Source organism: Gluconobacter potus (assembly GCF_015244705.1).
Lineage (GTDB): Bacteria > Pseudomonadota > Alphaproteobacteria > Acetobacterales > Acetobacteraceae > Gluconobacter > Gluconobacter potus.
The window spans coordinates 26,808-53,584 of sequence record NZ_JABCQF010000010.1; the positions used below are offsets into that span (position 1 = coordinate 26,808).

Here is a 26,777-nt window from a genome sequence, read left to right on the forward strand (position 1 = left end):
GGGGGAGATCAGTAGGGGACGCCGATCTGCTCGATGACCGTGGCAAGGGACGGGGCGAGCGGCATCATCGGGGCGAGCGTGGCCTGATAGGCGTGATACAGGTCTCCCTTGCCCTTGTAGATCGTTTCGGTAGGCTCGCCTTCGGGGCTGACTTCGTTGAACCAGCTCCCGAAATCGCGGTCGATCAGGGTTGTGTCGATATAGTCCCAGATCATGCGGTACCAGTGTTCGTAATGGGGGTTGCCGGTCCGTTTGTAGAGGTTGATGGCCGCCGTCAGGGCTTCGGCCTGCGCCCAGTGGATGCGACTGCGGTTGTGCGGCCCGTGCTCCCAGTTGATGGTGTAGAGCATGCCGGGCCGACCATCGGCGTTCCATCCGGTGTTCATCCCGGTCTCGAACAGGGCCTGCGCGTCGTGCAGCATCCATTCCGGCGTTGCGAGGCCGTGACGCAGCAGGGCGGCTTCAAGCTTCAGGGTCAGATGGGCCCATTCCACGAAATGCCCGGGCGTCATGCCGTAGGGGCGCAGATCATCGTTGGGTTTGTCGCTGTGATAGTCGCGCATGAGCGTCCAGTTGCGGTTGAAATGCTCCGGCATCGCGAATCCTTCCGCGGCGGCCAGTTCATGCACGAAGCGCGTGACGATGCGCCGGGCGCGATGGAGCCATTTCACGTCACCGGTGACGTCCGCCAGCGCCATGAAGGCCTCGGTAGAGTGCATGTTGCTGTTGGCGCCGCGATAGTCTTCCTCGTCCGACCAGTCCGGGGCGAAGCTCTCGCGCATGACGCCTTCCTCCTCGCTCCAGAAATGGGTTTCGATCTGATCGATCGCATCCCGGAGCAGATCGCCCGCGCCCTCCGCCCCGATCAGGACGGCCGAGGATGCGGCGAGGGCTACGAAAGCGTGCAGGTAAGCCTGCTTGCGGTCATTGTCCTTGTCCGCGAAATGCTGCCAGCCGCCATGGGCATCATCACGGAAATTCGTGCGCAGGGCATGGATTCCATGGGCGACGAGCGGCGCGCTTCCAGGGAGACCCTGAAGCTCGGCCACGGCATAGGCATGCACGCAGCGCGCGGTCAGCGTGGCTTCGGGTTTCGCATTTTCAGGCAGCGTGCCTTCCAGATCCAGCCCGGTAAAACCGCCGTCTATGCACCCGCCCTTGCTGAAATCCAGAAGGCGGCGACCCTGCATTTCCAGCCACGTCCGGTGAGAGGGGCGGCGGATCCAGCTGTCGCGGCTGAGGAGGGTGGGTGAAAGGCGGTCGGTCATGAGGCACTCCGGGCAGGTCGACAGATGTGGCTATCAGGACGTTTCAGGGACGCCGGGGTTCCGGAAGGGTGTGTGGACAGACATGATGCTCACGAAGATGCGCACGGATGCGGATGTGGCTTGCGTCGCGCGATGGGTTTGCCGATACATGACAGTATGACTGACCGTCCTTCGATCATCGTCGCTCCCAGCCTTCTGGCTGCTGACTTTTCCCGCCTCGGGGAAGAGATCGCCTCCATTGCGCGTGCGCCCTGGCTTCATCTTGATGTGATGGACGGGCATTTCGTGCCGAATATCTCGTTTGGCCCTCCGGTCATTGCGGCCCTTCGCAAGCATACGGATGCGAAATTCGACGTCCATCTGATGATCGATCCGGTGGACCCGTATCTGGAGGCCACTGCGAAAGCAGGCGCCGATCACATCACGGTGCATGTCGAGAACGCGCCTCATCTGCACCGTTCGCTTCAGACCATCCGCGCCCTGGGCTGTCGTCCCGGCGTTGCCATCTGTCCGGCGACGCCTGCCGTGGCGCTGTCGGAAGTCATGGATCTGGTGGACATCATCCTCGTGATGACGGTCAATCCGGGATTCGGCGGCCAGAGTTTCCTCGACAGCCAGCTTTCCAAGATCAGGACGCTCGCGGAAATGAGCCGGGAGAGCGGTCGGGACATCATCCTTGCCGTGGATGGGGGGATCGACCCCAGTACGGCACCGCGCGTGGTTGAGGCCGGTGCCACCATGCTCGTTGCCGGATCGGCCATTTTCGGAAAAGAGGACCGGGATGCTGCCATCAGGGCGCTTGAAGGACCGTTCGTGGAACAGATTACCGGATGACAGGCAGTCGCTGGCTTCGAGGTCTTCGTCTCTCCCTTGCCCGTCTGCCCTTCGGGGGGCCTGCTTCCGAAGGCCCAGTGCATGCGTTCCGTGATCCCTGGAAAGGCGATCCGGATCAGGGTGCACGCCTGATTGGTGGCCATTTCCGTTTCGACCGACAGGACTATCCGCTGCCGAACGGAAACTGGGAGCGTGGTCCCTGGCCGGAGCCGGTGCGCGAATGGCTCCACGGCTTCAACTGGTTGCGGGATCTGCGGACCCTCGGGAGCGACAGGGCCCGCCTGACCGCGCGGGGACTCGTCAGTGACTGGCTGGCGCATCCGCCAACCGATCCGCTGGTTCGCGATGCGTGTGTCACGGGGTCCCGCCTGGCGTCGTGGCTGTCCAATCATGAGTTCTGCCTGGCCTCTGCCGATCCGCGGCTTCAGCAGCGTCTGATGGAACGGATGCTGGTGGAGGGCCGGACCATCGCTGCCCTTCTGCCTCTGCCCCCGCAGGGCACGCGTGGCCTGATGGCATTCCGGGGACTGCTGGCGGCAGCCATGGCGATGCCTGAGCAGACGGGGTTCATGTCCCGATTCCTGCGGTATCTGCCCGGGGAACTGGAGCGGCTGGTTCTGGCGGATGGCACAGTGGTGGAGCGCAGCCCGGAGGCGCAGTTCCTTGTTGCGCGGGAACTGGCGGAAATGTCCGTCATGTTCCGTACCGCCCATGCCAGTGTTCCGCCCTTTATCGATCGGGCGCTGGACAAGGTCTGTCCCGTGCTGCGGGCGATGCGGCATGGGGATGGCGGTCTTGCGGTTTTTAACGGGGCAAACGAGCGGCACAGTGCGGCTGTGGAAGACGTTCTGGCGCAGGGCTCGCGGCAGAAGCTGATTGCGCCTGCCATGCCGCAGGGAAAATTCACGCGGCTGGCACTCGGCAAATCACTGCTGCTCGTGGACAGCGGTCCCCCCGCGCCAGCCGGTTTTGACAGCATGGCGCATGCCGGAACGCTGTCCTTCGAATTCTCGCACCAGCGTCATCGCCTGTTCGTGAATTGCGGAAGCGCCGTGGTCGGGGCCTGGCGTGATGCCATGCGATGCAGTGCCGCGCATACGGTACTGGTAGCAGATGGTCTGTCGTCCGCGGACTTCGGACCGGATGGCGGCATGACGCGCCGGCCGGTTACCGTGTCCTGCGATCATCAGACGGACGGTTCCGCGCACTGGCTGGATCTGTCGCATGATGGCTACCACGCGCCGCTGGGCGCAAAATGGACCCGTCGCCTGTATTTCGGCTCTGATGGCGAGGATCTGCGCGGGCAGGAAATCATTGATGGGGAACGCAATATCGACTTTGCCATCCGCTTCCATATCCATCCGGATGTGAAAGTGACGCAGGATGATGAGGACATCATTCTGCAGGTTGGCGGGGCGATCTGGCGTTTCAGGCAGCGTGACGGCGCCGTGCGGCTGGAAAACGACGTTTATCTGGGGCGCGGAAAGCGCGAAGTCTGCCAGCAGATCATCATTACGCCGCGGGCCCTTCCTGACGTGGCTCCGCCGGAAGGAGAGGCCCCACCGGCTGATGAAAAAACTGACGCCGAGAAGGCGGTCAAACGCACGCATCAGAGCGTGACCTGGCTGCTCGAACGCATCCCGGAATAGGCTGTTTCGTGTCCGGGATGCGATTGTGAAGATACTTGAAATCACCAACGTGGATTTTGCGCTCCGGCAGTTCCTGCTGCCGCTGATGCGGGAGCTGCGTGATGCCGGGCATGACGTTCAGGGGGCCTGTGCCGAAGGCTCCCATCTGGAGCCTGTGCGGGCCGAGGGCTTTACGGTGCATGGTGTTCCGATGGCCCGCTCCTTTTCCCCAATGGCGCAGTACAGGGCATTTGTTGCTCTGGTGAGGCTGATCCGGCGGGAAAAGCCTGATCTGGTCCATGGGCACATGCCGATCAGCGGAATTCTGGCGCGCTTTGCCGCGCGGCTCTGCGGAGTGCGCGTCGTGGCCTATACCTGCCATGGCTTCCTGTTCAATCAGCCGGGATCATGGCGTCGCCGGATGCTTTCCCTGATCCTGGAATGGGCGGCAGGGCGCATAACGGATCTGTATATGACGGTCTCCCGTGAAGAGGCGCGGGACGCACGCCGGCTGCATCTGAACCGTAACCCCATTGCCATCGGCAACGGTCGTGATCCCCGGCGCTACCATCCCGATCCGGAGACGCGTGCACGCTTGCGCAGGGAGCTCGGGGTGCCGGAAGACCGGCCGGTGGTCATCGTGGTGTCGCGCCTGGTGCGGCACAAGGGTCATCCCGAACTGCTGCGTGCGATGGAAGACGTGCCGGAGGCGGAGCTCTGGGTGGTTGGGGAGCGTCTGCCTTCGGATCATGGTGCAGATCTGACGGCAGCCTTCGAGTGCGCGCGCGACCGTCTTGGCCCGCGTCTGCGGATGCTTGGATATCGTGAAGACGTCCCGGAGTTGCTGAGGGCCGCAGATGTGTTTGCGCTGCCCAGCCATTTCGAGGGGCTGCCCATGTCGGTCATCGAAGCGATGCTGACGGGATTGCCGGTCGTGGCGACGGATGTCCGGGGGCCGAGAGAGCAGGTGCTGGACGGCAAAACGGGATTTCTGGTTCCGCCGGGCCTGTCCATGCCTCTCGCAAAGGCTCTGCGCACACTGACGCAGGATGCAGCGTTAAGACAGAAGATGGGCGCGGCCGGACGGCAGGTCGCGCTTGAGGCGTATGACGAACGGCATATCCTGAAGCATGTCGTGGCGCTTATGGAAAAAGCCTGTTCCTGAAACCCTGTCAGCCCTGGAAAAGCTTGAGGATCATTGAGGACTGCCCATCCATGATCGAAAGGGACTGCACGGCGAGCTGCTGTTTGGTCTGGGCGGAAAGAAGCAGAACGCTCTGTTTTGCCAGATCGGCGTCGGTCAGGGCGGATATTCCGGTGGTGATGGCATCCTGCTGGGCGGCGGTGTTCTTCGTCAGCTGCGAAATGAGGTTGGTGCTGTCGCCAAGGTTGGCGTTGATGGACGTCATTTTCGAAATGGCCGCTGTTACGGCTCCGATCGCGACCTGATAACCGCTGACCTGCTGGCCTGTGATCGTACTTCCAGAAAAGTTTCTGCTGTCTGCGGCCAGCAGAAAGCTGTTGGCTGGTACGGAATGGTAGACGGAAAGGTAGGTATCCAGCGTACTGTCATAAGGGTGCTGGATGTTGCTGAAGACAGAAGGTGCTGCTGGCGTTGCCCAGACAGGCGTTCCGTCATCGGCGGTGACCGTGCCGGAAGGAAGGGAGCCCGCGATATTCGAACCGCTTGCAACGATGGAAAGCGTGCCGCTGTCGATGCTGCTGGAAGCCGTACTGATGCCCAGGGAGGTCAGCGTGTCGACGATCGGGGTGAACAGACTGTCCTGATACGTGGAGGGGGACGTCATGTCGGGTGTGACGTTTACGGCCACGATATTCTGCGTCTCTCCCTGCGGAAAGTCGGAAGATGAGGAGACGGCATAGGTCAGATTGCCGGTTGTTCCGTCCTTTTCAAGGCTGACATACGTGGGAACGCCTGTGGGAGTTGTGGAGATTGCGAAGACCGTACTCCCACCGCTTTGTGAAATGATTTTTGAAGGTGCAGGAATGCCGGTGGTGGCATCCACGGTCATTGCCGGCGTGCTGTCGACCAGGGACTGGAGACTGCCGGCTATGGTCTGCGAACTGGAAAGCTTTCCGTCGCTGGTCGTCTGGTTCAGGACGAGCTGGTAGCCATCCTTTCCGGCAGCGGTGCCATTCGTGTTGAAATCCATCCGGGTGGCAATGGGATCGGCGAGGCTGGCCTGGGCAGAGCTCAGGCTGACCTGCTGCCCGTAGGTGGAAACGAAGCTTTCCGTTGAAGGTGTGGTCTTGATGTTCCCGCTGCTGTCGTAAGCCAGGGTGCCATCGTCATTTCTCTGGGCGACGGAGACGGTTTTGGTATCACTCGACACGGCAACGATGTGGCCGGACAGAGGCGCCGTGTTGATGGCATTGGTCAGAGCGGAGACACTGGGGCTGGAAGACAGGGACGGCGCGTAGATGTTCCCGCCGCTGATGGTCAGTGCGCCATCGGTGCTGCTGCGGTCGACATGGAAACCCTGGCCGGAAATGGCTGTCATGAATGTGTCCGAAATGGCCTCGTCGTCCATTTTCCCCGATCCGGCGGATGTTATGGTGACGGGGGTGATCACGCTCTGTGCGGTGGGATTGCCCAACGCATCGAATGCAGAACTCACGGTATAGACCGGATTGCCGTTGCTGCCCTGCGAGACCTGAATGGCTTCGCCGGAATTCAGCGTATAGAATTTCACACCGTTCGGATCAGTGTACTGGGACGTGATAACGGTGTTGGTGCCGGATGTCAGGTCGCCGGTGCTCGGATCCCACTGAAGATCCGCTCCCCCTCCTATGGCGGTATTGATCGTGGCCAGCGTGGATGTTCCCGGATTATTGGCTCCGGTATCGCTTTCCTCGGCGACGAACTGGTACTGGACTGCCGGATCCTGGGCCGTTCCGGTGCCGGTGGCCTGGGCGATATTGTGTAGGGTCAGGGTGGTGGTTTTGGGGCCGGCAATGACCAGGGATTCCGGGTCGAACGGAATGGTGACACCGGCCTGATCGACGTTGAGGCCTGAAAGGCCGAGCCCTGCGGAGGTGGCATTGTTGCCGGCCATCTTGAGCGTCCCGCCATACACGTCCAGCGACGTAGACGCGGTACTGTAATTGACGCCGCTGACGAGGGCGCCCGCCAGAAGATTGACGCCGTTGAATGTGGCGGATGAGGCCATGGAGTCGATCTGGGTCAGTGTCTGGGAAATCTGGGTATTGATGGTGCTGGTGTCGATGCCGGTATTCTGCCCCTCGCTGATATTGGCGGCGAGGGAGGTCAGGGCATTGTTGATGAGTGTGCCTTGGGCACTGGCCGTCTGGACGATCTGTCCGAGAACATTCAGGCCTTGTGAAATGCCGGTCAGGGCAGAGGACTGGGCCTGCATGGTGTTGGCAATGGAATAGATCGCCGGATTGTCCGAGGCGGTCGAGACGCTCTTTCCGGTTGAGACTGCTGTTTCGGTCTTGTTCAGCGCAGTGGTGGCCTGGGACAGGGCCTGGAGCCCGGAGAGAACGGCGGCATTATTCACACTCAGCACGGATCTGTACTTCTCAGAAAACGCAGGATGTTACGAGGATGTCAGCCTCGATATAATTTTCCGTTAATGGCAGGAGTGTCTGTCTTTCAGCGGCGAAAAAATTTTTCCGGACATTCTGTATCGAAGGGATTGGGTATTGGGGATGGAATTGCAGGCCCGGAGAATTTTAATGGAAGCATGAATTAATACTTAAGGATGTGAAATACATTTATTCATTGTAATTTGCAAAGCATCCATAATTCACTATTCTGTTTTGGTGTTATTATCAGGACTAAAATACTCTGGTTATGATGACTTCGATTCTCCCGTAAACTTGTCTTTTGTTTCTGCGCTATTTTCATGAGACTGTCGTCGCACGAGATGATTGAAGACAAAGGTATTCCCCATGAAGGTCGGTCTGTTCGTTCCATGTTACGTGGACATGTTTCACCCCGAGACAGGAATTGCGACTCTGGAACTGCTGGAGCGCTTTGGGCTGTCCGTCGAGTATCCCGTTGACCAGACATGCTGTGGCCAGCCCATGACCAATACGGGCTGCGAGCGTGAAGCGGCCAAGACGGAAGAACTGTTCGTCCGTAATTTTGAAAAATACGATTATATTGTCACGCCATCCGGAAGCTGCACGAATCAGGTCCGCAACAACATGACGGCCATCGAGCAGAGCGACGCCGTCAAACACGTTCGCAGCCGGACCTACGAACTGGTCGAGTTCCTGCATGATGTCCTGAAAGTCGATGCCTTTCCCTGGGCCGAGTTTCCGCATCGTGTTGCGCTTCACAACAACTGCAACACGCTGCGGAACCTGCGGATCGCCAGCATGACCGAGCGCCGTGAGGAGCCCTTTTCCAAGCCAAAAGCGCTCCTGAAGATGGTCAAGGGGATCGAATTCGCCGATCTGACGCGGCCTGATGAATGCTGCGGCTTTGGCGGGACGTTCTCCGTGTTCGAGGAAGGTGTCTCGGCCAAGATGGGTCAGGACAAGGTTACGGACCAGCTGAAATCCGGGGCGGAATATGTCACGTCCTCCGACAGCTCCTGCATGATGCATCAGGAAGGCTGTGCCCGGCGGATGGGCGCCAATCTCAAATACATCCACATCGCCCAGATCCTGAATGGAGCACGCGCATGACCGCCGAACTGCATGAAGAACTGACCGATCCGCATGCCGATCAGCTGGATCACGGCGCGGCATCCTCCCGGCCGCTGAAATCGCGGATTTCGGAACCTCAGCCCCGTGGTGCGAAAATCCACGGGAACCGGCCGGTCGATCAGTCCGAGGCGGCAAACCGCTTCATGGCGGCGACCGAACACGAGGCTATGCATGACGCGCGTCTGTGGGACCTGCGCCAGAAGCGTGACAAGGAAATGCATGGGATCGAGGAATGGGAAGAGCTCAGAAACCTAGCCTCGGGCATCAAGGAGCACACGCTTTCCAAACTCGATTACTATCTTGAGCTGTTCGAGAAAAATGCGACGGCCAACGGGATCAAGGTCCACTGGGCCAAGGACGGGGCCGAGCATAACGCCATCGTTCTCGAGATCCTGCGCAGTAAGGGCGTCGAACGGCTGATCAAGAGCAAGTCGATGCTGACGGAGGAATGTGGCTTCCGGGAATTCATGGCCGAGAACAATGTCGAGGTCATCGAAACGGATCTTGGCGAGCGTATCCAGCAGCTGGATGATGAAGCACCCAGCCATGTTGTCGTGCCCGCCGTGCACAAGCTGCGGACCGATGTCGCGAGTGTTTTTGCCAAAACAATCGGTTCCGATCCTGACAATGCGGATGCCCATTACCTGACGGAATGTCAGCGCGAAGCCACGCGCCCGCTGATCCTCTCGGCGCAGGCCGGTATGACGGGCGGCAATTTCGTGGTTGCGGAGACGGGCACGTTCGTTGTCTGCACCAATGAAGGCAATGCCGATCTTTCCGCCAACACGCCGCCGTTGCATATCGCATCCATCGGGATCGAAAAGCTGATCCCCGGACTGGATGATCTGGCCGTGTTTGTGCGGCTGCTGTCGCGCAGTGCTCTGGGCTCGCCGATCACGCAGTATACGTCCCATTTCCGCGGTCCCCGCAAGGGAAGCGAGATGCATGTCGTGCTCGTGGACAACGGCCGCTCCGCCCGGCTTGGCATGGAAAAGTTCTGGCCGGGACTGAAATGCATCCGCTGCGGCGCCTGCATGAATACCTGCCCGGTTTTCCGGCGCAGTGGTGGCCTGAGCTACGGCGCGACCTACGCCGGGCCGATCGGGCTGATCATCGATCCGACCTTCAACGTCCACAAATACCGCAACCTGCCGTATTCCTCGACGATGAACGGCAGCTGCACCAATGTCTGTCCGGTGAAGATCAATATTCACGAACAGATCGCTGACTGGCGCAAGACGCTGGCAGGCGAGGGGGAAATCTCCCCGGTCAAGAAGGTCATGATGAAGGCGGCCGGCGAGGTTCTGGCATCCCCGGTGGTCTATCGGGCCAGTCTGCCGCTGGGACGCAGCGCGCTGCGGCATCTTCCGCATTTCATGCTCTACAACAAGCTCAATACCTGGGGCCGCAAGCGCGATATTCCCGAGACGCCCAAACAGACGTTCAATGAATGGTATCGCAAGAACCGGAAGCAGCAGGACGAAGGGAAAAAGTCATGAGCGGTTCACGCGAAGCCATTCTGGACACAATCCGGAAAAACCACGTCCAGGGCGACCGTCCCCGACCGACTGTGCCGCTGTTCGATCAGGCCGCACCAGCCGACCTGAAGGCACTGTTCCAGAAGTCGCTTGAGCGCATGGGCGGCAAGATGCTGACCCCGGATGCGGCCGATCCGATGGCGCCCGTGCGTCAGGCTATCGTCAAGCCGGGACCGGTCCTGTCCTGTGTGCCGGAATTTCAGGGGGATATGCAGATCACGCCCCAGACGAAGCCGACGGATATTGCGCCGGTTGAATATGCCGTTCTGCGGGCGGCGTTCGGTGTGGCGGAGACGGGATCGTTGTGCTTCACGGAAAAACAGCTTCTCGTGAACACGACGGGCTTTCTGCCGCAGCATCTGGTAGTCCTGCTGGATCCGACGCAGATCGTGTATAACCTGCACAATGCTTACCAACGCCCGGAATGGACGCAGGCGCATTATGCCGTGTTCCAGAGCGGTCCGTCAGCGACAGCGGATATCGAGGGTGTGCTTGTGCACGGGGCGCAGGGTGTGCGCTCGCTGAGCGTGCTGTTTCACCCCGCATCCTGATCCAGATGGTGGCATCAACCCTGCACCCCTGAGGGGGAGCAGAAGAATTAGGGGGAATCCAACTGTTTGTTGGGTTCCCCCTTTGGGCTGCCTGCTATTAAGCTGCCCATGACTGTACGGACAAGTGCAGTGTCCGGATTGGACGCGATCTGGAAAACGAATTTAAATATATGGATTTCCTTTGGAAAATATTGAGCAGTTTCAGATACGTGCCGTCTTCGATCACAAGACAATCCGTGTCTATCAGGCCTATAGCGATGAAATAGCGGATGCTGCCCTATCAAACGGTACGTTTCGACCGCCTACGTTCAAAATGGAACGTATGACCTGGATTAAACCCTCATTTCTGTGGATGATGTATCGAGCGGGATGGGGCTACAAGGATGCGGGGCAACGCCGAATTCTTGCCGTGGATATTACGCGCACAGGCTTTGAGTGGGCTCTCACGAATAGCTGCAACACCCATCGGGATCATTCCATAAGTCCCGAAGAATGGAACAGGCTTAAACTTAAATCGCCTGTGCGAGTTCAATGGGATCCAGAACGCAATTTGCAGCTTGAGCCTCTGCCCTATCGTTCTCTTCAAATTGGACTAAGTAAAGATGCTGTCAGTCTCTATACTGGTGAATGGATACAGAAAATCACAGATATGACAGACCTTGCTCATGACATTCATGCCTGCGTTTTATCTGGTGATCTGGAAAATGCGCGCAAAAAACTTCCAAAGGAATCAGTTTACGGGTTCTCTGTCTGAGTGGGATGCAGAACTACAATGTGACGTGCCATTTACGCTGTAGGTCGTAAAATCGGTCAAGTAATCGTTCCTGAAGTTTATGAACCTGGGGCAACATAGCGGCGGAGGAACGGAGCGGTGACGCTGTGTTCTGAGGCCGCGACGGCCTCCGGTGTTCCTGAGGCCACGATCCGGCCGCCCTTGCGTCCTGCACCGGGGCCGAGGTCGATGATCCAGTCACTGGCCGCTGCTACGCGCATGTCATGCTCGGCCAGCACGACGGTGTTGCCCTGATCGACCAGAGCCTGAAGCTGGAGCATCAACCGGTCCACATCGGCCGGATGCAGGCCGGTTGTGGGTTCGTCCAGAACATAGAGCACATGTCCGCTGCGCTGTTTCTGAAGTTCGGTCGCGAGCTTGATGCGCTGTGCTTCGCCGCCTGACAGTTCGGTGGCGGGCTGTCCGAGCCGGAGATAGCCCAGTCCCCCGCGGCACAGGGTATCGAAGCCGCGCGCCAGAGCCGGCACATCCGCAAAGACGTCACAGGCATCGTCAATGCTCAGGCCCAGCACGTCCGCAATACTGTGCCCGTTCCACAGGACTTCCAGTACTTCGGGTTTGTAGCGGCTGCCGTGGCAGACGGGGCAGGGTGTCTGCACGGTTGGCAGGAACAGAAGCTCCACATCGACTGTTCCCACGCCCTCACAGCGCGGGCACCGTCCCTTGGCGACATTGAAGGAGAACCATCCGGCATCGAAACGGCGCTTTTTGGCGTCCGGCGTTTCGGCAAACAGGCGGCGGATCGTGTCGAACAGGCCGGTATAGGTTGCGGGATTGGAGCGCGGGGTCCGCCCGATCGGCTTCTGGTCGATCATGACCATGCGTTTGATCGGGCCGGTTCCACCCGAAACGTTCCCCTTGGGTTCGCGGTGTTCGGGGGGCGGGGCATCATCCGTGCTGTCGTCGTCGGGGTCGATGTCTACTTTCTGGCCCAGAGCGCGGGCCATGATGGACACGAGCGCCTGTCCGACCAGGCTGGACTTTCCGGACCCTGACACACCTGTCACTGAAACCAGCACTCCGAGCGGGAGCGTCAGGGCCAGATGGTCCAGATTGTTCCAGCAGATGTCGGTCAGTTCCAGCGTACCGGGTGGCTTGCGGACCGGTGTGGTGCGAGGCTGGACTGTACCGAACAGATAGGGGCGGGTGCGGGAGTCTTTCACGTCCCGCAGGCCGTCGGGCAGGCCACTATAGAGGACGCGGCCGCCGCGTTCCCCGGCATCCGGGCCGACATCCACCAGCCATTCCGCACGGCGGATTACGTCCGGATTATGCTCGACGACGATCAGCGAATTGCCCGCGTCGCGCAGTCCGTCCAGTGCCCGCAGAAGGGCCTGCGTGTCGGCAGGATGCAGGCCGGAACTGGGTTCATCCAGCACATAGACCACGCCGAACAGGTTTGAGCGGATCTGGGTGCCAAGCCGCAGACGCTGGTATTCGCCTGGCGAGAGTGTCTGCACGCCCCGGTCGAGCTGGAGATAGCCCAGACCCAGATCCAGCAGCACGTCGATGCGTTCGATCATGGCGTCGACCATGCTACGCGCTGCTACGGCCGTGGCGTCCTTGCCGTTCGCAAGGGTTTTGGCGGATGCGCGGAGCGAGGTGGCGATGTCTTCGAGGGTACGGCTCGCGAAGTCGGCGATGTTCAGTCCGTCGAATGTTACGCGCAGGGCATCGGGGTTCAGACGCTGTCCGTGGCAGACCGGGCAGGGGGCGGAGACCATGAAGGACGCCGCGCGTTTGCGCATTTTCTCGCTCTGCGACTGCGTGAAGGTGTGCAGGACATAGCGCCGCGCGCCGCTGAAGGTGCCGTTGTAATCAGACGGAATGCCGCGCTTGATGGCGTCCATGACCTGAGCATGGGTGCGGCCGGGATAGACGGGCTCGGTCGGTGTTTCTTCCGTGTAGAGGATCCAGTCGCGGGTCTTTTTCGGCAGGTCGCGCCAGGGGCAGTCCACATCCACGCCACGGGTGATGAGAATGTCCCGGAAGTTCTGTCCCTGCCACGCCGTGGGCCAGGCTGCGACTGCACGGTCGCGGATGCTCAGGCTGTCATCGGGAACGAGTGTCTGTTCCGTCACGTCATAGATGCGGCCGAGCCCGTGACATTTCGGGCAGGCGCCCATGGGGGTGTTGGGCGAAAAGGACTCCGCTTCCAGTCGTGACAGGCCGGGCGGATAGGTGCCTGCGCGGGAATAGAGCATCCGCAGCAGGTTCGAGAGCGTCGTCAGGCTGCCAACGCTGGAGCGGCTGCTGCTTCCGCCGCGCTGCTGCTGAAGCGCGACGGCGGGCGGTAGTCCGTCGATGGAGGCCACGACCGGCACCGGCATCTGGTCGAACAGGCGCCTGGCATAGGGGGAGACGGACTCCAGATAGCGCCGCTGCGCCTCGGCATAAATCGTCCCGAAGGCCAGCGAGGACTTGCCGGACCCGGAAACGCCCGTGACGACGACGAGGCGGTCACGCGGCAGGTCCACGTCCACGTTTTCCAGATTGTGTTCCCGCGCCCCTCGGACGCGGATCATCTCATGGGGCGAGGGCGTCTGGGACATGGGGCACTCCTGATGATGTCCGCAGGAGTGTAGACCCGCCAGACATCAGAGTACACAAACCACGCCTCAGAAGCCGCGGCTGAGGCGTGCTTCCTGAAAAGCGGCGTTGATGAGCTGTGTCTCGCGCATGGCCAGTTCGCGGATTTTTTCTCCCATCGCGCCGACCTTGTCCGGATGGTACTGGCGGATCAGATCGCGATAGGCGCGCTTGATGTCGTCAGGCGATGCGAATTCGCTGACGCCGAGGACTTCGAACCATGTCCGGTCCGCAGGCGGCTCATCGATCGGGTCTTCCGCTGTTTTCTGATCGGTGTTTCCTGCATCCTTTTTCCCCGGGATCATCTGCATCACGATGCCCAGAATGACCAGGGCTCCAAGCGTAAGGATGATGAACTTCGCGAAAGCAAAGATGAGCCCGAACACAAGTCCCAGATGCGTCAGGACCCAGTAGACAAGAAACGCTGCTCCGATGAGCGCGAGAAGCTGTATGAAAAGTCTTCCGCCAGTAGTTGCAGGCTATCCTATCATGGCCGGGTGGACTTCAGGGAGCGACTTCTTTCTCCGGACTGTCTTTCCCGTCCCTGTTAGAGCCAGCCGTTTGCCCGAGCGATCCGTCCGGCCTCGATGCGGTTGCGGGCATCGAGTTTCTGCACGATTTCCGAGAAGTAGTTGCGGACCGTGCCGGAAGAGAGGGACAGTTCCTCGGCGATTTCGCGGTTGGTGCGTCCGGCTTCGGCGAGGCGAAGCATGGCGCGTTCGCGTTCGGAGAGGGGATCGGGCAGAGCGTCCCAGACGGCTTCGGCCAGGTCGGGTGCGATAGCCCGGCCGCCTGCCGCGACCTTGCGGATGGCGGCGGCGAGCTGCGTGATGGGCGCGTCCTTGAGCATGTAGCCGCGCACACCGGCCTGAAGCGCGCGGCGCAGATAGCCGGAGCGGCCGAAGGTCGTCACGATCATCACGCGGCTGGGCAGGCCTTCCTGAAGGATCTTTTCCGCAAGCTCGATGCCGGTGACATGGGGCATTTCGATATCGGTCAGGACGACATCGGGGCGGTGTTCGCGGATCAGGTCGAGCGCCTCGCGCCCGTCGGTCGCCCGTCCGACGATCCGGATGTCGTCTTCGAGTTGCAGCAGGGCCTCGAAGGCATCGAGGAGCATGGTCTGGTCTTCGGCGAGGATGAGGCGGATCATGGGAGTGTCGTTGCAGTCAGCTTGAAGCCCTGGGGCTGGGGGGAGAGGGTTAGCGTACCGCCTGAGGCGGCAAGCCGGGCGCGCATGCCGCGCAGGCCGTTGCCTTCGACGATGCTGCGGGCTGGCTGTGGGGCCTGGAGCGGGCCGTCGTCTTCGAGGGTGAAGGTGTGGATATGGCCTTCCGCGTTCTGCTGGAAGGTCAGGGTGCAGGTCCGGGCATCGGAATGACGGATGACATTCGTGACGGCTTCGCGCAGGGCTAGGGCGAGCACGCTGTTCTGCGGCTGATCGGCGGAGGGGGCGTGACCGTTCAGAACGAGCGTGATGCCAGCCGTATTCAGGGCCTTGCGGGCACGGTCCAGTTCGCGCTGAAGCGACGCACCGTTCATGCCGGCGACGGCTTCGCGGACTTCGCGCAGGGACGTGCGGGCGATCTGGCTGATTTCCGCGACTTCCTGCCGCGCACGGGGGGCATCGGACGTGAACAGGCGGTCGGCCAGTTCGGCTTTCACGGAAATGACCGTCAGGGAATGGCCGAGAAGATCATGCAGATCACGCGCGATGCGTTCGCGCTCGGCGGTCGTGGCGAGGGTGCGGATCTCGTTCTGGGCTTCGCGCAGTTCGAAATTGCGGATGCCGAGCTGCCACTGCACCAGCGTGCCCATATAGGTGATGATGCTGAAAAAGGCGCCGGGGATGACTTCCAGCGTGGTCTTGTGGCGGAAATGCCCGGAAATGATCAGGACGACCTGAAGCAGGATGACCATCGTGATGGACTGCCGCTTTCCGGGCAGGCGGGCGCACATCCCGGCGGCGAAAATGCAGTAGACCTCCCAGTCCCCATGCGTCCAGGCACAGGCATAGCCGATCAGGTCGGTCAGGATGATCTCGCCGTAGCCGTAATACCGGTCTTTCCGGTAGGGCGCGAAATAGACCAGCAGGAAGACCAGCATGGCGGCCGTGGAAAACAGGACGCCGGCAAGCGTGGGGCGGTGATAGCCCAGCAGCCAGGGGACCGGATAGAACAGCAGGTAGCTCAGATAGGCCACCAGATACTGGTTGAAATGGGGCCACGGCGTCTTGCGGTCTGCCAGATGGCGGGAGAGGGAATCTGCGGCCATCAGGCGAGGGTGGTTGAGGACGTGTCCGGGGTCAAGAATACGCCCGAACGCCATAGTCGCATGGCGCTTCCAGCCCAGATGGCGATGGCCGTGCCGAAACCCGCGACTTCAAGGTGATGCGGTTCGGGCAGGAGCATGGAAAGGCCGGAAATCAGGACTATGGCGCCGCCCATGAAGAGATGAACCGGCTCCTTCAGGGCACGGCCCAGCGGGATATAAGACAGACCGATGATGGCGCCGAGGAGCGGATAGAACAGATCCAGCTGGTGATGGGCATGTGTCCATGATGCGGCGATGAAAATCCCGATGAAGCGCAGGATTTTGATACGGCGCGCCAGCTTTGGGTCGAGAGTGATTTCGGGGCCGCGCAGAATGAGGTCGCGCCGGATGAAGCCCAGGACGAGAAGGATCGTCGGGATGGCGAGGATTGCAACGGTCAGGGTGATGGGAAGCGTGGCCGCCTGTGCGCCGCGTGCAGCCCAGAGAGCCGCGAAGGCCAGACCTGCACAGTCGGTCAGCAGGCCACGCCAGTTTTTCCGTTCCGTCATCATCCGCGTTCCGTCTCTGCCGGGGCTACCCGCCGTGAGGATGCCCGTTCCTGCGCTGGAAAACAGGGTGCAGTGTCAGATGTCGCGGATGACATCGGTCATGGCTGGGGTCATGACGGGGCTCAGACCGGACGGAGCAGGATGTGCTTCTTCTTGCCGGACGAGACCTTCAGGACACCATCCCGCAGGTCGTCGAGCGTGAAGGTCTGGTTCTCGTCCGAGACCACCACGTCATTGACGCGACCGCCACCGCCACGGATCAGGCGGCGGGCTTCACCACCACTGGCAGCGAGGCCGGCTTCCTGAAAGACGCGGAAAGCGGGCAGGCCTTCGGCGATCAGGTTGGCGGGCAGGTCGATTTCCGGCAGCGCGGCCTGAGCGGAGCCCTGTTCGAAGACGCGGCGGGCTGTTTCGGCGGCTTCTTCGGCGGCGGCGCGGCCGTGGCAGATGGCGGTGGCCTCGGTCGCGAGGATCTTCTTGGCCTCGTTGATTTCCGAGCCTTCGAGCGCGCCCAGACGCTCGCACTCCTCAACGGGAAGATCCGTGAAAAACTTGAGGAAGCGGCCGACATCGGCGTCCTCGGTGTTGCGCCAGAACTGCCAGTATTCAAAGACCGGCAGCTTCTCCGGACGCACCCAGGTCGCGCCCTTGGCGGACTTGCCCATCTTGGCGCCCGAGGATGTGGTGACGAGCGGGGTGGTCAGGCCGAAGATCTGCTTGCCGTCCGTACGGCGCGTCAGATCGATGCCGGAGACGATGTTGCCCCACTGGTCCGAGCCGCCCATCTGCAGGACGGCGCCGTGACGGCGGTTCAGTTCGCGGAAATCATAGGACTGTAGGATGGAGTAATTGAATTCCAGGAAGGTCAGACCCTGTTCGCGTTCCAGACGCTGGCGAACGCTGTCGAAGCCCAGCATCCGGCTGACCGAGAAATGCACGCCCACATCCTGCAGCAGGTTGATGTAGGACAGCTTGTCCAGCCAGTCGGCATTATTGGCGAGGATGGCACCGCTGGACGGGTCTTCATCGCTGAAAGTGATGAACTGGCGCAGGGATTTTTCGATCCCGGCGATGTTGTGCGCGATCGTCTCGTTCGTGATGAGGGAGCGGGCCTCGTCGCGGAAGGACGGGTCGCCAATCTTGGCCGTGCCGCCACCCATCAGCGCAATCGGGCGATGGCCGTGCTTCTGGAGCAGACGGAGCGCCATGATGGAGAGCGCATTGCCGACATGCAGGGAGTCCGCGGTCGGGTCGAAGCCCACATAGGCGGTGATCGGTCCGGCCAGCATGGCCTCGTCGAGGGCGTCGAGGTCGGTGCACTGGAAGATCAGGCCGCGGGCCTGGGCTTCGAGGAGGAACGGACTCTTTGGCATGGGTCGGTCTTGCTACGCTGCTACAGGGAAGGAAAGGACGCGGACCCTAGCATGACCAGCGCCGGAGCGGAAACTCCAGCAGCGGCCATGGCGGCGGCCCAAGTGCTCATTCCGTTTCGTAAGGCCAGTCGGTGCGGGCCATGCGGGACGGGACGACGAAGAAGCAGAGTGTCCCGAGGGCGGCGAAGGCCAGTGCGACCGGCCCGAAGATGCGGCTGCCCAGAATGAACGGATTGCAGAATTGCAGCACGAAGGCGGGCGCGACGGTTGCTGCAACGATGACACCCTGCGGAGGCTGCTTCATGACGAGGAAGGGCAGCGGGCAGCAGAACGTCACGCCGAGGGTTGCAACCAGAAGTTCTGCGGCGTCCAGCAGGGCATGCGAGGGCGCGAGCGGCTTGAACAGGGTGACCGGCAGCATGAGGCTCAGCGTGCGCAGCGGGGCCGTCATGAAAACCCTGTTGGCCTTGGCGGTGAAAACCGCCCGCACGAAGTCCAGCCGGCTGCCGAAGCGACCCGTTGTCAGAAGCAGCGGCCAGTGTTTGCGGTTGCTGATCCAGGCGTCCTGCAGGGCGATCAGGATGGTCATGCCGGGGGTCAGATGCGCGATCCGGTTGCCGAAACTGCCATGTCCGAGCGGCAGGCTCCCCATGATCAGGACCGCGCAGGCGGGCATGAACAGGCTGGTCAGGAGATCGTTGCGCAGATTGGTCGGCGCTGCGGGAGCGAGGAGCATCTGCCGCAACTGGTAGAAGCTGAGATCCCGCGGGGCGACACGGGGCGTCGTTTCGGGAAGTGCAAAATCCGGGGTCGAGGCAGTGAAGCCGTCCGTGGGGGCCATCATCGCCGGGGAATGCAGACGGTTCGGCAGAGTCATGATGGCGGCCGTCAGGAGGCCCATCATGGCGAGATCGGCCGGGATGGTCAGCAGGGCCGGGCGTGTGAGGGCCCAGAGCGGAAAATCGGTGGCGAAGGTCAGGAGCATCAGGCCGAGCAGCAGGCCAACGCCAATGACCGCCGTGATGCCCTTGATCCGGCGGGAAGCCTGCTGCGGCGGGGCATACCACTGGATGACGGCCGGCACGGTATTGAGAAGCGTGTAGAACAGCGTGTCATGCAGGGGCAGGCCGCTCCAGGCGAGCAGACCGGAAAGGGCGAGGATGGCCACCATGGACATAAGGGCTGCCGCGCGGGCCTCGGCCTGGAGCAGGCCGGGGATGGCGGGGGCCTGGGATGCGCCGATCTGGTTGCCGGAATGGGTCTGAAGGCAGTTCTGCACGAAGGTCGCGGCGATGGCCGCGTTGAAGACATTGGCGTGTTTGAGCGCCTTTTCCAGACTCTGGGTCAGGAGGGCGGTGTGCAGTTCATGGGCCGTCAGACCCGCCAGCAGGATGAAGATCACAGCCGTGAAAATCATCGGATTGCCGACAAGGAAAATGCGTGTCCCATAGAGCCGCAGCGCGCGGATCATGTCGCTGCGTTCCAGTGCGCCCGAGGGCAGGAAACTCCTCATGCCGCGGCATCCGGGGTTTCAGTCGCAGGTGCCGTGCGCGGCGCCGTGATTTCCAGAAAGGCGTCTTCGAAATCCGGAATGACTGTCAGGGTGCCTTCGGGAAGGATCAGGTCTCCGGTCCAGCCATGCACCAGCAGCGCATCGGGACGCTGGCCGAGGATCTGGAGATCGGCGGGCAGGGCGGCGAGGAGCTGGTCGGGCGTGGGATGTTCGAGCCAGCGCGTGGTGGCGCGGAAGGTCTCGGTCGGGACGTCGAGCACGACATGTCCCTGCCGGACGAAGAGCAGGCGGGAGCACAGGCGTTCGAGATCGGACAGGATATGTGACGAGATCAGGATGCTGGCGCCGGTCCGCTGCGTGTAGGTATCGAGCAGGTTCATGAAGTCGCGCCGGGCATGGGGGTCCAGACTGGCGACGGGTTCGTCCAGAACCAGAAACTCGGGGTTGTGACGCATGGCGAGCACGATGGCCAGGCGCTGTTTCTGGCCACCCGACAGGGAGCGCACCTGCTTTTTCGGATCGAGGTCGGCCCAGGCGATCAGGGCCGGATCGATGGGGGGAAGCTCCCCGTAGAACGCGGCGATGTAGTCCATGAGCTGGGCGACGCGGAAGCTGCCGAAACCGGTCATGGTCTGGGGAACGAAGCCTGTCCGTGCCCGGATTTCGCGGGGGAGGGCCGCGATGCTGTGACCGAAAATGTCGATGCTGCCGCCATCCGCGAGCAGGAAGCCCATGAGGCATCCGATCAGCGTGGATTTGCCCGCCCCGTTGCGTCCCAGAAGGGCTACAGTTTCGCCCTGCGCGATGGAGAAGGAGACGTCATCCAGCGCCCGGAAGCTCCCGAAGCTCTTGGTGAGGTGCGAGACCTCCACAGGCAGGGACGAAGGGGCGGCGGGGTGCAGAATGTTTCGGTCTTGCATGAAATATCCGGTTACATATTTGTCTGGACGGAGCAAGGGATTGTGCAGCCCGAATCAAAAAAGGCTCTCCGGAAGGGAGAGCCATTTTTGAAGTGTCTGACGGGGCGGATGTCCCGGATCAGTCTGCGGCCAGAGCCAGCGCCTTGCGGCCACGCATCGTGTTCACGTGGTCTTCGAGGGCTTCAGCAACCCGGTCGGCCTGCTTGGCGAAGATGTGGTCGGCGTCTTCGAAGATGCGATAGTCGACGGTCACGTTCTTCTGGGTGTTCAGCTTGTCCACCAGCTTGCGGATGCCCGGCTCGGGAGCCATTTCGTCCCGGCCGCCGGCAATCATCAGGCCGCTGCACGGACAGGGGGCCAGAAAGCCGAAATCGTAGTCGTTGGCTGGCGGGGCCACACTGATCCAGCCGCTGATCTCGGGGCGGCGCATCAGGAGCTGCATGCCCACGAAGGCGCCGAAGGAATAGCCCGAGATCCACAGTTCCGTGGAGTTCGGATTGACCATCTGCATCCAGTCGAGGGCTGCCGCTGCATCGGAAATCTCGCCGATACCGCCATCGTAACGGCCCTGGGACCGGCCCACGCCACGCGAATTGTAGCGCATCACCGAGAAGCCCATCTTCTCGAAGCTGCGATACATCGTATAGGTGATACGGTTGTTCATGGTGCCGCCGTGGAGCGGATGGGGATGCAGCACCAGGGCAAGCGGAGCGTTGGGTTCGCTGGAGTGGTGGTAACGACCCTCAAGCCGGCCGTCGGGGCCGGCGAACATCACTTCAGGCATGAATACTCTCGCACTGTGTCAGGCAGGATTGGAACTCTGCCGTCCGGTGACGCAGTGTATATCGATTCGCAAAACCCGATTTCCACCAAAATCGACACGGCGTTGCGATTTCCGCCAGTTTGTCCAATCTGGAAAACATGATGACTGCACTCAAGACCGTCTCCGGGACGACCTATCTGGATGCCAACGCCACTGAGCCTCTGCGCCCCTGCGCGAAGGAGGCGGCGCTGGAGGGGATGATGCTGTCCGGAAACCCGTCTTCGGTGCATGCCGAGGGACGGGAAGCGCGGCGGTTTCTGGAGGATGCCCGCAGCCGGGTTGCAGCGGGTTTCGGGCGGATTTCCGGCACCTGCGTGTTTACATCCGGGGCGACGGAAGCCGATGCGATGGCGGTTCATGCTTTCGGACGGGAACGCCGGATTTTCGTTGGGTCTACGGAACATGATGCCATCCTCAGGGCCGCGCCGGAGGCTGAAATCCTGCCCGTGAACAGGGACGGAATTCTGGACGTGGAACACCTGCGCGCGCGGTTGCAGGACACCGGACCGGCGCTGGTCTGCGTGATGTCCGCGAATAACGAGACGGGGGTGCTTTCGCCGCTGGAGGACGTGCTGGCGGTCTGTCGCGACTCGGGGGCACATGTGCATGTCGATGCCGTGCAGAGCGCGGGGCGGGTGCCGTTTGCGCTGGGCGGATGCAGTGTTGCGGTGTCCGGGCACAAGATGGGTGGGCCAAAAGGGGCGGGCGCGCTGCTGCTGGCGGAAGACGAGCCTATGGACGCGCTGGTGGCTGGTGGCGGTCAGGAGCGGGGACGCCGGGGCGGGACGCAGGCTCTGCCGGCCATTCTGGGCATGGCGGCGGCGTTCGATGCGGCGCGTGCGCAGGACTGGGCTCCGGTGCAACGTCTTCAGGATCGGGTCGAAACGGCTGCGAAAAATGTTGGCGCGCGGGTTGCCGGGGAAGCTGTGGCTCGGCTGCCGAATACGAGCTGCCTGATTCTGGATGGGGTAGCGGCTCAGGTGCAGCTCATGGCGCTGGATCTGGCCGGATTCTGCGTCTCGGCGGGGTCGGCCTGTTCGTCGGGGAAGGTGTCGTCTTCGCATGTCCTGCGGGCGATGGGGGAGACGGAGGGCGCGTCGCAGGCCATCCGCGTTTCGCTGCCCTGGAATGTGCAGGAGGCCCAGGTCGAGGCGTTCTGTGAGGCCTATGAGGCGATGGCGCGGCGTCTGCGGAAATGAGGCGGGCAAAGGGGCAGCGGGCATGATCTATCTCGATTATCTTTCAACGACGCCGTGTGATCCGGCAGTCGTGAAGGCCATGCTGCCCTGGTTCGGGGAGGATTTCGGTAATCCGCACAGTCCGCATGGGCCGGGGCGGAAGGCGGCGGACGCCGTGGAGCGGGCGCGGGAGTGCGTGGCGCGGCTTCTGGGCGTGGAGGAGCGGGAAATCGTGTTCACGTCTGGTGCGACGGAAGCAAACAACCTCGCCATCAAGGGGGCTGCACGGCATCTGGCGCGGCTGGGCGATCCGCGGCGTCGGATTGTCACGGTGGCGACGGAGCATAAATGCGTTCTGGAATCGGTGCGCGATCTGCAAAGCGAGGGCTTTGAAGCGGTCGTGCTTGGCGTGGATGGCGAGGGACGGGTTGATTCCGAAGCCCTGCGGGAGGCGCTGAAAGCGCCGACGCTTCTGGTCAGCATCATGGCGGCGAATAACGAGACCGGGGTGTTGCAGGATATTCCGCAGCTTGCACAGATCGTGAAGGAAAGCGGGGCGCTGATGCATGTCGATCTGGCGCAGATGGCGGGGAAGATGCCGGTGTCGCTGCGGGATGTGGATCTGGCGTCCGTCTCCGCTCACAAGATGTATGGTCCCAAGGGGATCGGCGCGCTCTATGTCCGGAGGAAGCCGCGTGTCCGGCTGGAGCCGCTGTTTTCCGGGGGCGGGCAGGAGCGGGGGCTTCGGTCCGGGACGCTGCCGACGCCGCTGGTCGTGGGATTCGGGGAGGCTGCGGATCTGGCGGCTGCAGGCCTGGGTGATGAGGCGGCGCGTCAGGTTTTTCTGCGGGATGATCTGTGGGCGCAGCTTCGCGAAGGCCTGCCGGGGATTGCGCTGAACGGAGCCGGGGCGCCGCGTCTGGCGGGGGCGCTGAACGTCTGTCTGCCGGATGGAGTCCGGGCGCTGGATGTCCTTGAAGCCTGTCCGGATGTCGCCGCTTCGACCGGATCGGCATGCACGGCGGCGGAGATTGCGCCGTCCTATGTCTTGACGGCGATGGGACTTTCTGCGGAGAAGGCGTCCCGGTGCTTGCGCCTGTCGGTCGGACGCTCTACCTCCAAGGCCGATATTGACCGTGCGGCCTCTCTTCTGATCGCAGCTGCCCGGGCGTGCCAACCCAACTGAAACCGGAAAAAGCGGACGAACTATGCCCAAGATGACCTTTATCGAGCGTGATGGAACCCGTCGTGACGTTGACGCGCCCGTCGGCCTGTCGGTGCTGGAAATCGCACACAAGCACGACATCGATCTGGAAGGCGCCTGCGAAGGGTCGCTGGCCTGCGCGACCTGTCATGTGGTTGTCGATCCGGAATGGGCCGCCAAGCTGAGTGCGCCGACCGATGACGAGGAAGACATGCTTGACCTGGCGTTCGGTCTGGAAAAGACGTCCCGTCTGGGCTGCCAGATCGTCATGACGGACGCGCTTGATGGCCTGACCGTCCGTCTGCCGAAGGCGGGCTGAGCATCATGCGGATCCTCGTTGCCATGTCGGGAGGCGTGGACAGTTCCGTAGTGGCCGCGCTGCTCAAGCGGCAGGGCCACGAGGTGATTGGCGCGACCCTCCAGCTTTACGACCACGGACAGGCCGCCAAGCCCGGCGCGTGCTGTGCGGGGCGTGACATCATGGATGCACGTGCCGTGGCAGATCGTCTGGGCTTTCCGCACTATGTGATTGATGCGGAAAGCCGGTTCCGCGACAGCGTGGTTGAGAGTTTTGCCGATGCCTATGCGCGGGGCGAGACCCCGGTCCCGTGCGTGGCCTGCAATCAGGGCGTGAAGTTCACGGACCTTCTGGGCATGGCGCGGGATCTGGGCTGTGAGGCCATGGCGACCGGACATTATGTCCGCCGCGTCGAAGGGCCGGAGGGGGCGGAAATGCACCGTCCGGTCGATGCGGAACGGGACCAGACCTGGTTCCTGTTCGCGACGACAAAAGACCAGCTCGATTATCTGCGTTTTCCGCTGGGGGAGATGCCGGACAAGGCGCATGTCCGTGCGCTGGCGCAGGAACTGGGGCTGGAAATCGCGGCCAAGCCGGACAGTCAGGACATCTGCTTTGTGCCCAGCGGTTCTTATGCCGAACTGGTCGAGAAGCTGCGTCCGGAAGTCCGTGGCGAAGGTGAAATCGTAGACGAAGACGGCCGCGTGCTTGGTCGTCATGAAGGTGTGGCGCGCTATACGGTCGGGCAGAGCAAGCGTCTGGGCGACATCCACACCGCAACGGGCGAGCGCCAGATGGTGACGCGCATTGATGTGCCGAAGCGGCGCATTGTAGTCGGGCCGCGCGTGCAGGTTTCGGAAGCCGACAGCCGCCGGACCGTGCGTCTGCGGGACATGAACTGGCTAATCGATGCGCCTGCGGCAGGCGTGCGCTGTGGCGTGCAGATCCGGGCGCGGGAGAAGCTGCGCGAGGCTCTTGTGAAGCCGCTGGAGAATGGTGGCGCGCTGGTGGAACTGACCGAGGCTGCCATGCCGGCGCCGGGTCAGGCCTGTGTGTTGTATGATGGAAGCCGCGTTCTGGGTGGTGGCTTTATTACTGCGGGAGACGCCTGATGGCTGGGGTGCTACTTCTGGGATCGCGCCGGTATTCGTCTTGGTCCCTGCGGGGCTGGCTGGCGGTGCGTCTGGCCGGGCTGGATGTGACGGAAGAGGTCATCCCGCTCAAGGGTGGGGGCAAGACGACCGAAATCCATGCGCGTTCGCCCAACCGGATGGTGCCGTATCTGACGCATGATGGCGCGGATGTCTGGGAAAGTCTGGCGATCTGCGAATACTGCGCGGAAATTGCGCCCTCGCTGTGGCCGGAAGACCGGATCGTTCGGGCCCATGCCCGCAGCATCAGTGCGCAGATGCATGCCGGTTTCCGCCCGATCCGCCAGAACTGCTCCATGGATGTGGAGCGCGTTCCGGCCCCTCCGCCGGAAATCAGCGAGGAACTGGCGGCCGATGTGGCGCTGCTGAGTCGTACGCTCAAGAGCGCGCTTCTGCGCTCAGGCCAGCCGACACCGTTCCTGTTCGGGGAGCGGATGACGGTCGCGGACTGCATGTATGCGCCGATCGCCATCCGGATTCATACGTTCGAACTGGATGTCGATCCGGTCGTGAAAACCTGGGTGCGGACGATGCTCGATCATCCGCTGATGCGGGAATGGTACGAACTGGCAGCGGCTGAACCGGCGGAGTGGCGTCTGGTCTACTGACGCTCGGTGAGGCGTTTAGTGATGGGCGAAGCTCATGCCGGTCTGAAGGGCGGTTCTGAGGACTTCGCCCCAGATATTGCCATTGCCCCCCATGCCACCACCCTGATGGCCCCGGACAGTGTAACCAGAATCATCGTCATTGGCGGCGGCTGCCATGTCGGCAGGCGAGGAATGTGAGGCACAGGCTGAAAGCAGAACGAAAACGGTCGCGGCGCAGGTTTTTTTCACGGGGACCGGTTCCTCCTGTTTCCCTGCCGGAAAGAATGCGTCCTGTCCTCATGACTGTCATGTCAGGAACCGTAAGGAAGCGTAATCGTGCCGCCCGCGGGATGGAAACCTGCGCCATTCTGTAACGCTCTATGTCTGTAATGGGCATGAGGCGTCAGGAATGAGTGCGGCGGACAGTCACGAAACGGATGCGAAAACGCAGGCGCGCAGCGCGGGCCTGCACTATGTGGACCGGTCCATGCCGGGGATTGCGCGTCGCCGGGCCGGGCGCGGTTTTGCGTTTTATGCACCCGATGGCAGGCTTGAATCGGTGCTGACCGAAGAGCAGGTGCCGGGACCAAACGGGCTTTGTCTCTCGCCGGATATCAAGACACTTTACATGATTTCCACCGCGCCCGATCCGGGCGTTCGCTATGGTCAATGGCCGCCCGCAAAACGGTCGCGTGTTCTGTGACATGACGCCGGAGGGGCAGAGGCTCGTGCCGGATGGCATGAAGGCGGATGTGTTCGGCAATCTGTGGTGCGGGTCCACGGGACCGTATGGTCTGTGTAGTGTGTTCTGCTACAGTCCGGGCGGGAAGCTGCTGGGCAGATCCGGTTGCCGCATGGTGTGTCGAATCTGACATTCGGCGGCCTCAAGCAGAATGAGTTCTACATGTGCGCGGCGGGGAGTCTGTATCGTGTCATGCTGAACCCGCAGGGCGCGGCATTGTGTTGAATTTTCCCTGTCGGGGAATGGGTCACGGCAGTTTTCACA

General features: G+C 61.9%; 25 protein-coding genes. 13 read left to right on the plus strand and 12 right to left on the minus strand.

The window, feature by feature from the left end:
* Window positions 1-8: 8 nt before the first annotated feature.
* On the minus strand, window positions 9-1,268 hold the full coding sequence (locus HKD31_RS12540; protein WP_194265399.1) for an AGE family epimerase/isomerase: 1,260 nt from the start codon (window positions 1,266-1,268) through the stop codon (window positions 9-11).
* 156 nt (window positions 1,269-1,424) lie between these two features.
* On the opposite strand from HKD31_RS12540, the gene rpe reads away from it, so the two are divergent.
* The 3 genes from rpe to HKD31_RS12555 are packed head-to-tail and all read left to right on the plus strand — an operon-like array spanning window position 1,425 to window position 4,895.
* Window positions 1,425-2,102, plus strand: coding sequence for a ribulose-phosphate 3-epimerase (gene rpe, locus HKD31_RS12545; RefSeq protein ID WP_194265398.1), 678 nt, complete (start codon window positions 1,425-1,427; stop codon window positions 2,100-2,102).
* Entirely contained in the window at window positions 2,099-3,751 is a 1,653-nt protein-coding gene (locus HKD31_RS12550) for a heparinase II/III family protein (protein WP_194265397.1), read from the plus strand. Before rpe ends, HKD31_RS12550 begins: the two co-directional genes overlap by 4 nt.
* 25 nt (window positions 3,752-3,776) lie before the next feature.
* Complete coding sequence (locus HKD31_RS12555; protein WP_194265396.1) at window positions 3,777-4,895, plus strand: glycosyltransferase; 1,119 nt, start codon at window positions 3,777-3,779, stop codon at window positions 4,893-4,895.
* A gap of 7 nt (window positions 4,896-4,902) precedes the next feature.
* On the opposite strand, the gene HKD31_RS12560 is transcribed toward HKD31_RS12555, so the two are convergent.
* Window positions 4,903-7,281 (minus strand): flagellin N-terminal helical domain-containing protein, encoded by a 2,379-nt coding sequence (locus HKD31_RS12560; protein WP_194265395.1) that lies wholly within the window; start codon window positions 7,279-7,281, stop codon window positions 4,903-4,905.
* 385 nt (window positions 7,282-7,666) lie between these two features.
* On the opposite strand from HKD31_RS12560, the gene HKD31_RS12565 reads away from it, so the two are divergent.
* The 4 genes from HKD31_RS12565 to HKD31_RS12580 all read left to right on the plus strand — a co-directional run bounded on the left by HKD31_RS12565 (window position 7,667) and on the right by HKD31_RS12580 (window position 11,274).
* Window positions 7,667-8,410: a (Fe-S)-binding protein gene (locus HKD31_RS12565; protein WP_011252898.1), complete on the plus strand. Its 744-nt coding sequence runs from the start codon at window positions 7,667-7,669 to the stop codon at window positions 8,408-8,410.
* Window positions 8,407-9,930, plus strand: coding sequence for a lactate utilization protein B (locus tag HKD31_RS12570; RefSeq protein WP_041111752.1), 1,524 nt, complete (start codon window positions 8,407-8,409; stop codon window positions 9,928-9,930). Before HKD31_RS12565 ends, HKD31_RS12570 begins: the two co-directional genes overlap by 4 nt.
* Complete coding sequence (locus HKD31_RS12575; protein ID WP_194265394.1) at window positions 9,927-10,520, plus strand: LutC/YkgG family protein; 594 nt, start codon at window positions 9,927-9,929, stop codon at window positions 10,518-10,520. The genes HKD31_RS12570 and HKD31_RS12575 overlap by 4 nt, the downstream gene beginning before the upstream one ends.
* A 181-nt stretch (window positions 10,521-10,701) precedes the next feature.
* Entirely contained in the window at window positions 10,702-11,274 is a 573-nt protein-coding gene (locus HKD31_RS12580; RefSeq protein WP_194265393.1) for a DUF4291 domain-containing protein, read from the plus strand.
* Between the two features lie 77 nt (window positions 11,275-11,351).
* Here the strand turns inward: HKD31_RS12580 and HKD31_RS12585 are convergent, their stop codons facing one another.
* The 9 genes from HKD31_RS12585 to HKD31_RS12625 all read right to left on the minus strand — a co-directional run bounded on the left by HKD31_RS12585 (window position 11,352) and on the right by HKD31_RS12625 (window position 21,314).
* Window positions 11,352-13,865 carry an excinuclease ABC subunit UvrA gene (locus HKD31_RS12585; protein WP_194265392.1) on the minus strand — a complete coding sequence of 838 codons (2,514 nt, stop codon included), beginning with the start codon at window positions 13,863-13,865 and terminating at the stop codon, window positions 11,352-11,354.
* Between the two features lie 66 nt (window positions 13,866-13,931).
* Window positions 13,932-14,288, minus strand: coding sequence for a J domain-containing protein (locus tag HKD31_RS16300; protein WP_338085580.1), 357 nt, complete (start codon window positions 14,286-14,288; stop codon window positions 13,932-13,934).
* A gap of 161 nt (window positions 14,289-14,449) precedes the next feature.
* Window positions 14,450-15,055, minus strand: a complete 606-nt coding sequence (locus HKD31_RS12595) for a response regulator transcription factor (RefSeq protein ID WP_141353618.1) — start codon at window positions 15,053-15,055, stop codon at window positions 14,450-14,452.
* A complete protein-coding gene (locus HKD31_RS12600; RefSeq protein ID WP_194265391.1) occupies window positions 15,052-16,176 on the minus strand; it encodes a sensor histidine kinase in 1,125 nt (374 codons plus the stop codon). The genes HKD31_RS12595 and HKD31_RS12600 overlap by 4 nt, the downstream gene beginning before the upstream one ends.
* Window positions 16,176-16,727 (minus strand): hypothetical protein, encoded by a 552-nt coding sequence (locus HKD31_RS12605; protein WP_194265390.1) that lies wholly within the window; start codon window positions 16,725-16,727, stop codon window positions 16,176-16,178. The genes HKD31_RS12600 and HKD31_RS12605 overlap by 1 nt, the downstream gene beginning before the upstream one ends.
* A gap of 119 nt (window positions 16,728-16,846) precedes the next feature.
* Entirely contained in the window at window positions 16,847-18,097 is a 1,251-nt protein-coding gene (gene tyrS, locus HKD31_RS12610) for a tyrosine--tRNA ligase (protein WP_194265389.1), read from the minus strand.
* A 106-nt stretch (window positions 18,098-18,203) separates the two neighbouring features.
* Window positions 18,204-19,610, minus strand: coding sequence for an ABC transporter permease (locus HKD31_RS12615; protein ID WP_194265388.1), 1,407 nt, complete (start codon window positions 19,608-19,610; stop codon window positions 18,204-18,206).
* Window positions 19,607-20,530, minus strand: a complete 924-nt coding sequence (locus tag HKD31_RS12620; protein ID WP_194265387.1) for an ABC transporter ATP-binding protein — start codon at window positions 20,528-20,530, stop codon at window positions 19,607-19,609. Before HKD31_RS12620 ends, HKD31_RS12615 begins: the two co-directional genes overlap by 4 nt.
* Window positions 20,531-20,648: 118 nt before the next feature.
* Window positions 20,649-21,314 carry an alpha/beta hydrolase gene (locus HKD31_RS12625; protein ID WP_011252909.1) on the minus strand — a complete coding sequence of 222 codons (666 nt, stop codon included), beginning with the start codon at window positions 21,312-21,314 and terminating at the stop codon, window positions 20,649-20,651.
* Between the two features lie 137 nt (window positions 21,315-21,451).
* Between HKD31_RS12625 and HKD31_RS12630 the strand changes: the two genes are divergently transcribed.
* From HKD31_RS12630 to HKD31_RS12650, 5 genes are read left to right on the plus strand one after another with little or no spacing between them, the layout of a single operon-like run.
* Complete coding sequence (locus HKD31_RS12630) at window positions 21,452-22,552, plus strand: cysteine desulfurase family protein (protein ID WP_228120665.1); 1,101 nt, start codon at window positions 21,452-21,454, stop codon at window positions 22,550-22,552.
* A gap of 22 nt (window positions 22,553-22,574) precedes the next feature.
* Window positions 22,575-23,717, plus strand: a complete 1,143-nt coding sequence (locus HKD31_RS12635) for a cysteine desulfurase family protein (protein ID WP_194265386.1) — start codon at window positions 22,575-22,577, stop codon at window positions 23,715-23,717.
* A gap of 22 nt (window positions 23,718-23,739) precedes the next feature.
* Window positions 23,740-24,054, plus strand: coding sequence for a ferredoxin family 2Fe-2S iron-sulfur cluster binding protein (locus tag HKD31_RS12640; protein WP_011252912.1), 315 nt, complete (start codon window positions 23,740-23,742; stop codon window positions 24,052-24,054).
* 5 nt (window positions 24,055-24,059) lie between these two features.
* Window positions 24,060-25,145, plus strand: a complete 1,086-nt coding sequence (gene mnmA, locus HKD31_RS12645; RefSeq protein ID WP_194265385.1) for a tRNA 2-thiouridine(34) synthase MnmA — start codon at window positions 24,060-24,062, stop codon at window positions 25,143-25,145.
* Window positions 25,145-25,792, plus strand: coding sequence for a glutathione S-transferase family protein (locus HKD31_RS12650; protein WP_194265384.1), 648 nt, complete (start codon window positions 25,145-25,147; stop codon window positions 25,790-25,792). The genes mnmA and HKD31_RS12650 overlap by 1 nt, the downstream gene beginning before the upstream one ends.
* A 15-nt stretch (window positions 25,793-25,807) precedes the next feature.
* On the opposite strand, the gene HKD31_RS12655 is transcribed toward HKD31_RS12650, so the two are convergent.
* Window positions 25,808-26,020, minus strand: a complete 213-nt coding sequence (locus HKD31_RS12655; RefSeq protein ID WP_194265420.1) for a hypothetical protein — start codon at window positions 26,018-26,020, stop codon at window positions 25,808-25,810.
* A gap of 160 nt (window positions 26,021-26,180) precedes the next feature.
* On the opposite strand from HKD31_RS12655, the gene HKD31_RS12660 reads away from it, so the two are divergent.
* Window positions 26,181-26,474 (plus strand): hypothetical protein, encoded by a 294-nt coding sequence (locus tag HKD31_RS12660; protein ID WP_194265383.1) that lies wholly within the window; start codon window positions 26,181-26,183, stop codon window positions 26,472-26,474.
* The last annotated feature ends 303 nt before the right edge of the window (window positions 26,475-26,777 follow it).

Coding starts and splice junctions, on each gene's coding strand:
- mnmA (WP_194265385.1), top strand. CDS start 24,060: ATGCGGATCCTCGTTGCCATGTCGGGAGGCGTGGACAGTTCCGTAGTG.
- HKD31_RS12625 (WP_011252909.1), bottom strand. CDS start 21,314: ATGCCTGAAGTGATGTTCGCCGGCCCCGACGGCCGGCTTGAGGGTCGT.
- HKD31_RS12565 (WP_011252898.1), top strand. CDS start 7,667: ATGAAGGTCGGTCTGTTCGTTCCATGTTACGTGGACATGTTTCACCCC.
- HKD31_RS12575 (WP_194265394.1), top strand. CDS start 9,927: ATGAGCGGTTCACGCGAAGCCATTCTGGACACAATCCGGAAAAACCAC.
- HKD31_RS12605 (WP_194265390.1), bottom strand. CDS start 16,727: ATGATGACGGAACGGAAAAACTGGCGTGGCCTGCTGACCGACTGTGCA.
- HKD31_RS12660 (WP_194265383.1), top strand. CDS start 26,181: ATGAGTGCGGCGGACAGTCACGAAACGGATGCGAAAACGCAGGCGCGC.
- rpe (WP_194265398.1), top strand. CDS start 1,425: ATGACTGACCGTCCTTCGATCATCGTCGCTCCCAGCCTTCTGGCTGCT.
- tyrS (WP_194265389.1), bottom strand. CDS start 18,097: ATGCCAAAGAGTCCGTTCCTCCTCGAAGCCCAGGCCCGCGGCCTGATC.
- HKD31_RS12615 (WP_194265388.1), bottom strand. CDS start 19,610: ATGAGGAGTTTCCTGCCCTCGGGCGCACTGGAACGCAGCGACATGATC.
- HKD31_RS12595 (WP_141353618.1), bottom strand. CDS start 15,055: ATGATCCGCCTCATCCTCGCCGAAGACCAGACCATGCTCCTCGATGCC.
- HKD31_RS12570 (WP_041111752.1), top strand. CDS start 8,407: ATGACCGCCGAACTGCATGAAGAACTGACCGATCCGCATGCCGATCAG.
- HKD31_RS12550 (WP_194265397.1), top strand. CDS start 2,099: ATGACAGGCAGTCGCTGGCTTCGAGGTCTTCGTCTCTCCCTTGCCCGT.
- HKD31_RS12600 (WP_194265391.1), bottom strand. CDS start 16,176: ATGGCCGCAGATTCCCTCTCCCGCCATCTGGCAGACCGCAAGACGCCG.
- HKD31_RS12540 (WP_194265399.1), bottom strand. CDS start 1,268: ATGACCGACCGCCTTTCACCCACCCTCCTCAGCCGCGACAGCTGGATC.
- HKD31_RS12620 (WP_194265387.1), bottom strand. CDS start 20,530: ATGCAAGACCGAAACATTCTGCACCCCGCCGCCCCTTCGTCCCTGCCT.
- HKD31_RS12630 (WP_228120665.1), top strand. CDS start 21,452: ATGATGACTGCACTCAAGACCGTCTCCGGGACGACCTATCTGGATGCC.
- HKD31_RS12635 (WP_194265386.1), top strand. CDS start 22,575: ATGATCTATCTCGATTATCTTTCAACGACGCCGTGTGATCCGGCAGTC.
- HKD31_RS12640 (WP_011252912.1), top strand. CDS start 23,740: ATGCCCAAGATGACCTTTATCGAGCGTGATGGAACCCGTCGTGACGTT.
- HKD31_RS12585 (WP_194265392.1), bottom strand. CDS start 13,865: ATGTCCCAGACGCCCTCGCCCCATGAGATGATCCGCGTCCGAGGGGCG.
- HKD31_RS12650 (WP_194265384.1), top strand. CDS start 25,145: ATGGCTGGGGTGCTACTTCTGGGATCGCGCCGGTATTCGTCTTGGTCC.